6 protein-coding genes and 1 rRNA gene are annotated in these 7,159 nt (G+C 72.7%); all 7 read left to right on the top strand.

All coding sequences use genetic code 11. The features are described from left to right. Positions 1-36 precede the first annotated feature (36 nt). The 7 genes from rrf (at position 37) to recN (ending at position 7,155) form a co-directional block, all read left to right on the top strand. Positions 37-153: ribosomal RNA gene (gene rrf, locus VF330_RS20690) — 5S ribosomal RNA — on the top strand. A gap of 95 nt (positions 154-248) precedes the next feature. After that, on the top strand, positions 249-2,639 hold the full coding sequence (locus tag VF330_RS20685) for a hypothetical protein (RefSeq protein ID WP_330853278.1): 2,391 nt from the start codon (positions 249-251) through the stop codon (positions 2,637-2,639). Then, positions 2,636-3,430: an HAD-IIA family hydrolase gene (locus VF330_RS20680; RefSeq protein ID WP_330853277.1), complete on the top strand. Its 795-nt coding sequence runs from the start codon at positions 2,636-2,638 to the stop codon at positions 3,428-3,430. Before VF330_RS20685 ends, VF330_RS20680 begins: the two co-directional genes overlap by 4 nt. A gap of 4 nt (positions 3,431-3,434) precedes the next feature. Continuing rightward, positions 3,435-3,602 carry a hypothetical protein gene (locus VF330_RS20675; RefSeq protein ID WP_330853276.1) on the top strand — a complete coding sequence of 56 codons (168 nt, stop codon included), beginning with the start codon at positions 3,435-3,437 and terminating at the stop codon, positions 3,600-3,602. A 6-nt stretch (positions 3,603-3,608) separates the two neighbouring features. After that, a complete protein-coding gene (locus VF330_RS20670; protein WP_330853275.1) occupies positions 3,609-4,406 on the top strand; it encodes a TlyA family RNA methyltransferase in 798 nt (265 codons plus the stop codon). Next, entirely contained in the window at positions 4,403-5,293 is an 891-nt protein-coding gene (locus tag VF330_RS20665; RefSeq protein WP_330853274.1) for an NAD kinase, read from the top strand. Before VF330_RS20670 ends, VF330_RS20665 begins: the two co-directional genes overlap by 4 nt. Before the next feature lie 80 nt (positions 5,294-5,373). Beyond that, entirely contained in the window at positions 5,374-7,155 is a 1,782-nt protein-coding gene (recN, locus tag VF330_RS20660; RefSeq protein WP_330853273.1) for a DNA repair protein RecN, read from the top strand. The last annotated feature ends 4 nt before the right edge of the window (positions 7,156-7,159 follow it).

Below are 7,159 nucleotides of genomic sequence, written 5' to 3'. Positions count from 1 at the left end.
GCTGGTTCGGGGTTCGGGTTGTGAATTCCATAGTGTTTCGGTGGTTATAGCGTTGGGGAAACACCCGGTCCCATTCCGAACCCGGTAGTTAAGCCCTTCTGCGCCGATGGTACTGCACTGGTTACGGTGTGGGAGAGTAGGTCGCCGCCGAACTTTACTTCCCTGAAGGGGCTTGTGATCGCGGGGCACAATTACAGTGCTTTGCTCACAGGCCCCTTTCAGCGTGTCCACAGTAGTAGGAGGAATTGGTGTCCAGGTTCGGGGATCGTCCCGGCGACCGTCAGCGTGGCCAGGGAGACCGACCGCGCCGTTCCGAGGGTGGCCGTCCCGCAGGCGATCGGAAGTTCAGCAGCAACTCACAGCGTGGTGAAGGCTCCGGCGACCGCACCAGTAGCGGTGACCGTCGAGACAACCGCGCCGGCTCCGGTGACCGCGGTGGCTACCGCGGGCAGGGGGCCAGCGACCGCGGCAGCTACCGCAAGGACGACTCCGGCGATCGCGGTGGATACCGCGGTGACCGTTCGAGCGACCGCGGTGGCTACCGGAAGAGCGACTCGGACCGCGGTGGCTACCGCGGCCAGGGTTCCGGTGACCGTCCCGGTTACCGCAAGGACGACTCGAACGACCGCGGCGGCTACCGCAAGAGCGATTCGGGTGACCGCGGTGGTTACCGCGGTGACCGTTCCGAAGACCGTGGCGGGTACCGCAAGAGCGACTCCGGCGATCGTGGCGGCTACCGCGGCGAGCGTTCCGGTGACCGCGGCGGGTACCGCGGCCAGGGTTCCAGCGACCGCGGCGGCTACCGCCGTGACGACTCGAACGACCGCGGTGGTCGTCCGGGCGGGTTCCGCAGGGACGACTCCGGTGACCGCGGCGGCTACCGCGGTGGTGACCGGTCCAATGACCGCGGTGGCTTCCGCAGGAGCGACTCCGACCGTGGTGGCTTCCGCGGCGAGCGTTCCGGCGAGCGGTCGAACGACCGTGGCGGCTTCCGCCGTGACGACTCGAACGACCGCGGCGGCTACCGGCGCAGCGAGGGCTCGGGCGGCGGTTTCCGCTCCGACCGCGGTGGTGACCGCGGCGGGTTCCGCCGTGACGACTCGGGTGACCGCGGTGGGTACCGCGGGTCCAACGACCGCGGCGGCTACCGCGGTGACCGTTCCGACGACCGCGGTGGCTTCCGCAAGAGCGAGTCGAGCGACCGGGGTGGCTACCGCGGTGGCGAGCGGTCCAACGACCGCGGTGACCGCGGTGGGTTCCGCGGCGAGCGCTCGGGTGAGCGCGGCGGCTACCGCCGGGACGACTCGAACGACCGGGGCGGGTACCGCAAGCCCGACGACCGCGGTGGCAACCGGGGTCAGGGCTCTGGCGACCGCGGCGGGTACCGCAAGAGCGACTCCGGTGACCGGGGTGGCTACCGCGGTGGTGACCGGTCCAACGACCGCGGTGGCTACCGCAAGGACGACTCGAACGATCGCGGTGGCTACCGGCGCGACTCCCGCACCGACGACCGTCGTGACTCGCGTTCCGACGACCGCCGCGACTCGCGCACGGACGACCGTCGTGACGAGCGCAGCCGTGAGCGTGCGGCGCGCTTCCAGGAGCGTCGGGCCGACCAGGAGAACACCGGCCAGGCGGCTCCCGCCGAGGTGAGCTCCGAGGCGCCGACCGGCGAGCGCGCCGGCTACCGCCTCGGTGACGGTGCCGCGGCCAGCCGTGCCGCCGCCGGTCGCGAGCAGGTCTCCGCGGACGAGTCCGACGAGGCCGAGGTTCGCGCCGACGAGGACGCCGACGCCACCACGGCCACCGAGGCCCCGGCCGCCGACGACACCGACGACGAGTCCGGTGACGACGAGGACGGCGCCGCCCAGGAGGCCGGCGACGCCCGCGGTGACGCCGACGAGCCCCAGGCCGAGCGCGACGAGGCCCCCGCTCCCCGCGGTGGTCGTCCCGAGCTGCCGGAGGAGGCCGACCTCTCCCTGCTCGACCCGGAGATCAAGGCCGAGCTGCGCAGCCTGCCCAAGGGGCTCGCGGAGATCGTCGGACGGCACCTGGCCGCGGCCGGGCTGCTGATCGACGAGGAGCCGGAGCTCGCCCTGGAGCACGCCCGGTACGCGCGCAGCAAGGCGGCGCGGGTCGGTGTCGTGCGCGAGGCGGCGGGTCTCACCGCCTACTTCGCGGACGAGTGGGCCGAGGCCCTCAGCGAGCTGCGGGCCGCGCGCCGGATGATGGCCGGACCGGGCCACCTGGCGATCATGGCCGACTGCGAGCGGGCGCTCGGGCGTCCCGAGCGGGCCATCGACCTCGCCAAGGACCCGTCGGCCAAGGAGCTCAGCCAGGAGGACGAGATCGAGCTGCGCATCGTCGCGGCCGGCGCTCGTCGCGACATGGGCCAGCTCGACGCGGCCGTCGTCGCACTGCAGGGGCCGGACCTCGACCCCGGGCAGCGCACGCCCTACTCCGCGCGGCTCTTCTACGCCTACGCCGACAACCTGGCCGCGGCCGGCCGCACCGAGGAAGCCGTCAAGTGGTTCCTCAACGCCGCCGAGGCCGACGACGAAGGGGAGACGGACGCCGCCGAGCGCGCGTTCGAGCTGACCCAGGACGACACCGTCCCCGAGGAGAACGGGCAGCAGTGAGCGAGACGTTGGTCGACCGGTACGACGCCCTGCTGATCGATCTCGACGGCACCGTGTACCGCGGCGAAGAGGTCGTGCCGGGCGCGGTGGAAGCCGTCGCGAAGGCGAGAGAGCACGGCGTCGGGATCCGGTTCGTCACCAACAACGCCTCCCGCTCCCCGCAGGCGGTCGCCGACCACCTCCTCGAGCTCGGGTTCGACACGAGCGTCGAGGAGGTCAGCACCTCCTCGCAGGCAGGCGCGGCGATGCTCGCCGAACGCCTGGACCGGCGGTCCACCGTGCTCGTGCTCGGCACCAAGGCCCTCGAGGCCGAGGTGCTCAAGCGCGGGCTCGTCCCGACCGACACCGCCGACGGCGCGGTGGCGGTCCTGCAGGGGCTGTCCATGGACCTCGGCTGGCGCGAGCTGGCCGAGGCCGCGGTCGCCATCCGCTCCGGCGCGCTGTGGGTGGCGTGCAACGTCGACGCCACCCTGCCCACCGAACGCGGGCTCCTGCCCGGCAACGGCTCCCTGGTCGCGGCGCTCAAGACCGCCACCGACCAGGAACCGCTCGTCGCCGGCAAACCCGCCACGCCGCTGCTCCAGCAGGCGGCGAAGGACCTCGGCGCGCAACGGCCGCTCGTGGTCGGCGACCGGCTCGACACCGACATCCTCGGCGCGGTCAACGCGGGCATGGACTCCCTGCTCGTGCTCACCGGCGTGTCGACGGAGGAAGACGCGCAAGCGCTTCCGGCCGAGCAGCGGCCCACGTACGTCGGCGCCGACCTCTCCGCACTCCATCGGCTACCGTAGATCCGTGAACTACCCCCTGCCCGGACCGCCGCCCGACCCGGCCGCCGCCATCGCCGGCGCGCTGGAGCGGCTCGACGGGCTCGAGACCGTTCCCCTCGCCGAGCACGTGGCGCGGTTCGACGCCGTGCACGCGACGCTCACCGACGCACTGTCGAGCATCGACAAGGTGTGATGCACAGTGCCTCGCAGAGTGCGGCTCGACGCCGAACTCGTGCGCAGGGGGCTAGCCCGGTCCCGTGAGCACGCCAGCCAACTCGTCGCGGACGGTCGCGTGAAGGTCCGCGGCACCGTCGCGACGAAACCCGCGACCGCCGTCGAGACCTCCGACGCGGTCGTCGTCAAGGACATCGACAACGACCCCAACTGGGCCTCCAGGGGCGCGCACAAGCTCATCGGCGCGCTCGACGGCTTCAAGATCGACCCCACCGGCAGGCGGTGCCTCGACGCCGGCGCATCCACTGGCGGTTTCACCGACGTGCTGCTGCGCAAGGGCGCGCGGCAGGTCGTCGCGGCCGACGTCGGCCGGGGTCTGCTCGACTGGAAGCTGCAGACCGACGACCGGGTCGTGGTCAAGGACAAGACCAACGTCCGCACCCTCACGCCCGAGGACATCGGCGGCACCGTTGAACTCGTGGTGGCCGATCTTTCGTTTATCTCGTTGAGGCTGGTGCTCCCCGCACTGGCCGCGTGCCTCGACGAGGAGGGCGATCTGCTGCCGATGGTCAAGCCGCAGTTCGAGGTCGGCAAGGAACGACTGGGCTCGGGTGGCGTGGTGCGCGACCCGGAGCTGCGGGCCGAGGCCGTCCTCGAGGTGACCGGGGCCGCGCAGGAGCTGGGCCTGGCCGTGCACGGGGTCGTCGCGAGCCCGCTGCCCGGTCCGTCCGGCAACGTCGAGTACTTCCTCTGGCTCCGCAAGGGCGACCCGGTCGACCCCGCGGAGATGGTGCGCACCGCCGTCGAAGAAGGGCCCCAATGAGGGAAGTCCTGCTGGTCGTCCACACCGGGCACCAGAGCAACATCGATCTCGCCCGTCAGGTGGCCGGCCGTCTCGCGGTCGGGGGCGTCACGACGAGGGTGCTCGACGACGAGGCGCGTGACCTCGGCCCGTCGTGCTGCACCAAGGTCGTGCCCGCCGACGACCACGCCGCCGAGGGCACCGAGCTGGTGCTCGTCCTCGGCGGTGACGGCACGTTCCTGCGCGGTGCCGAGCTCGCGCGTCCGGCGCGGGTGCCGGTGCTGGGCGTCAACCTCGGCCGGGTCGGGTTCCTCGCGGAGGCCGACTCGGACGCGGTCCACGAGGCCGTCGGTCACGTGCTGGAACGCGACTACTTCGTGGAAGAGCGCATGACGCTCGACCTCGTGGCGACGGTGGGCGGCGAGGTCGTCGTGAAGACCTGGGCGCTCAACGAGGTCAGCGTCGAGAAGCTGATCCGCGAACGCATCCTCGAGGTCGTCATCGAGGTCGACGGACGGCCCGTGTCGGCGTTCGGCTGCGACGGCGTGCTGTGCGCGACGCCGACGGGTTCGACGGCCTACGCGTTCTCGGCCGGCGGACCGGTCGTGTGGCCGGACGTGCAGGCGATCCTCGTGGTGCCGAGCAACGCGCACGCGCTGTTCGCCCGGCCGCTGGTCGTGTCGCCGAAGTCGCACGTCGCGTTCGAGATCGAGGCCACGGGGCATCCTGCGGCGTTGTCCGCGGACGGCCGGCGCACGTTCGAGCTGCCCGCGGGCGCGCGGATCGAGATCGTGGAGGGCGAGGTGCCGCTCAGGCTCGTGCGGCTGCGCCAGGCACCGTTCACGGACCGGCTGGTCGAGAAGTTCGATCTGCCGGTGAAGGGATGGCGGGGACCATCGGCAGGCTGATCGCGCCGCTCGGTGCGTCGGCACTGTCTCGTTACGGTGCCCGCGAGGAAATGTCGGACTCGACAAGTAAGGTTCGCCCTGTGCTGGCCGAGATGCGCATCAATGGCCTTGGCGTGATCGACGAGGCCACCCTGGAACTAGATCCCGGATTCACCGTGGTCACCGGTGAGACGGGCGCGGGCAAGACGATGGTCGTGACCGGGTTGCACCTGCTCGGCGGTGGCCGTGCGGAGGCGTCCCGCGTGCGCACCGGAGCGGACAAGGCGGTGGTCGAGGGCCGTTTCCAGGCCCCGGCGGGCAGCCCTGCCGCGAAGGTGGCCGAGGAGGTCGGCGGCGAGGCGGACGAGGACGGGTCGCTGATCGCGATCCGCACCGTCGGCGCCGACGGCCGCTCCCGCGCGCACGTCGGCGGCCGTTCCGTGCCGGTCGGCGTGCTGTCGGAGCTGGCGGAGCAGCTGATCGCCGTCCACGGGCAGAACGACCAGCTGCGGCTCATGCGCCCGACCGAGCAGCGCGGTGTGCTGGACCGCTTCGCCGGCGAGGACGTGGCGGAGCCGTTGCGCTCCTACCAGTCCGTGCGCGAGGAGTGGCTGCGCGTCTCGACGGAGCTCAAGGAGCGCACCGAACGCTCCCGCGAGCTCGCGCGCGAGGCCGACCTGCTGCGGCACGGCCTGACCGAGATCGACGCGGTCGACCCCAAGCCGGGCGAGGAGGCCGAGCTGCACGACGAGGCCCGCCGCCTCGCCGACGCCGACCAGCTCCGCGAGGCCGCCCAGGGCGCGCAGTACGCGGTGTCCGGCTCCCTGGAGGGCGACCCGGACAACCCCGGCGCGCTCGGCCTGATCTCCGAGGCCGCCCGCCGCCTGTCCTCGTCCGAGGACCCGAAGCTGCGCGAGATGGAACCGCGCCTGGTCGAGGCCGCCACGCTGCTCGCCGACGTCGGCGCCGAGATCTCCGGCTACCTGGACCACCTCGAGGCCGACCCCGGTCGTCTCGAAGCGGTGCTGCAGCGCCAGGCCGAGCTGAAGGCGCTCACCCGCAAGTACGCGGCGGACGTCGACGGCGTGATCGCGTGGGCCGCCGACGCCCGCGCCCGCCTCGACGGGCTCGACACCTCCGAGGAAGCCCTGACCGGTCTCGCGCAGCGCCGCGACGCGCTGGCCGTGGAGCTCGCCGGCCTGGCCGAACGGGTCACCGCCGCGCGTGGCGAGGCCGCCCTCGAACTGGGCAGGGCCGTCACCGAGGAGCTCGACGGCCTCGCGATGCCGCACGCCTCGGTGGAGCTGGCCGTGCGCCCGCGCCACGCCGAGTCGGGCGACGCGCAGGCCCTGCCGGTCGGCCGCTCGATCCTGCACGCCGGCGCGTCCGGCGTGGACGACGTGGAGCTGCGCCTGATCTCGCACCCCGGCGCCCCGGCCCTGCCGGTGCACAAGGGCGCGTCGGGCGGCGAGCTCTCGCGCGTGATGCTGGCCCTGGAAGTGGTGCTGTCGCACTCCGACCCGGTGCCGACCCTGGTCTTCGACGAGGTCGACGCGGGCGTCGGCGGCCGAGCGGCCGTCGAGGTCGGGCGCCGCCTCGCCCGGCTGGCCCGCTCGCACCAGGTCATCGTCGTGACGCACCTGCCGCAGGTGGCGGCGTTCGCCGACCGGCACCTGGTGGTCGACAAGTCGGCCGACGGCACGTTCACGCGGTCCGCGGTGCGCAAGCTGGACGAGACGCAGCGCGTGGTCGAGCTGGCCCGCATGCTCGCGGGCATGGACTCGACCGACACCGGCCGCGCGCACGCCGAGGAACTGCTGGCGGCGGCGAAGGCCGACAAGTCGGCGGCCCCGGTGGTGCGGCGGCGCAAGAAGAAGGCCTGACAGC

Source organism: Lentzea sp. (assembly GCF_036380075.1).
Lineage (GTDB): Bacteria > Actinomycetota > Actinomycetes > Mycobacteriales > Pseudonocardiaceae > Lentzea.
The sequence above is the reverse complement of the archived record's forward strand: the minus strand, read 5'-3'. Positions and strand labels throughout refer to the sequence as shown.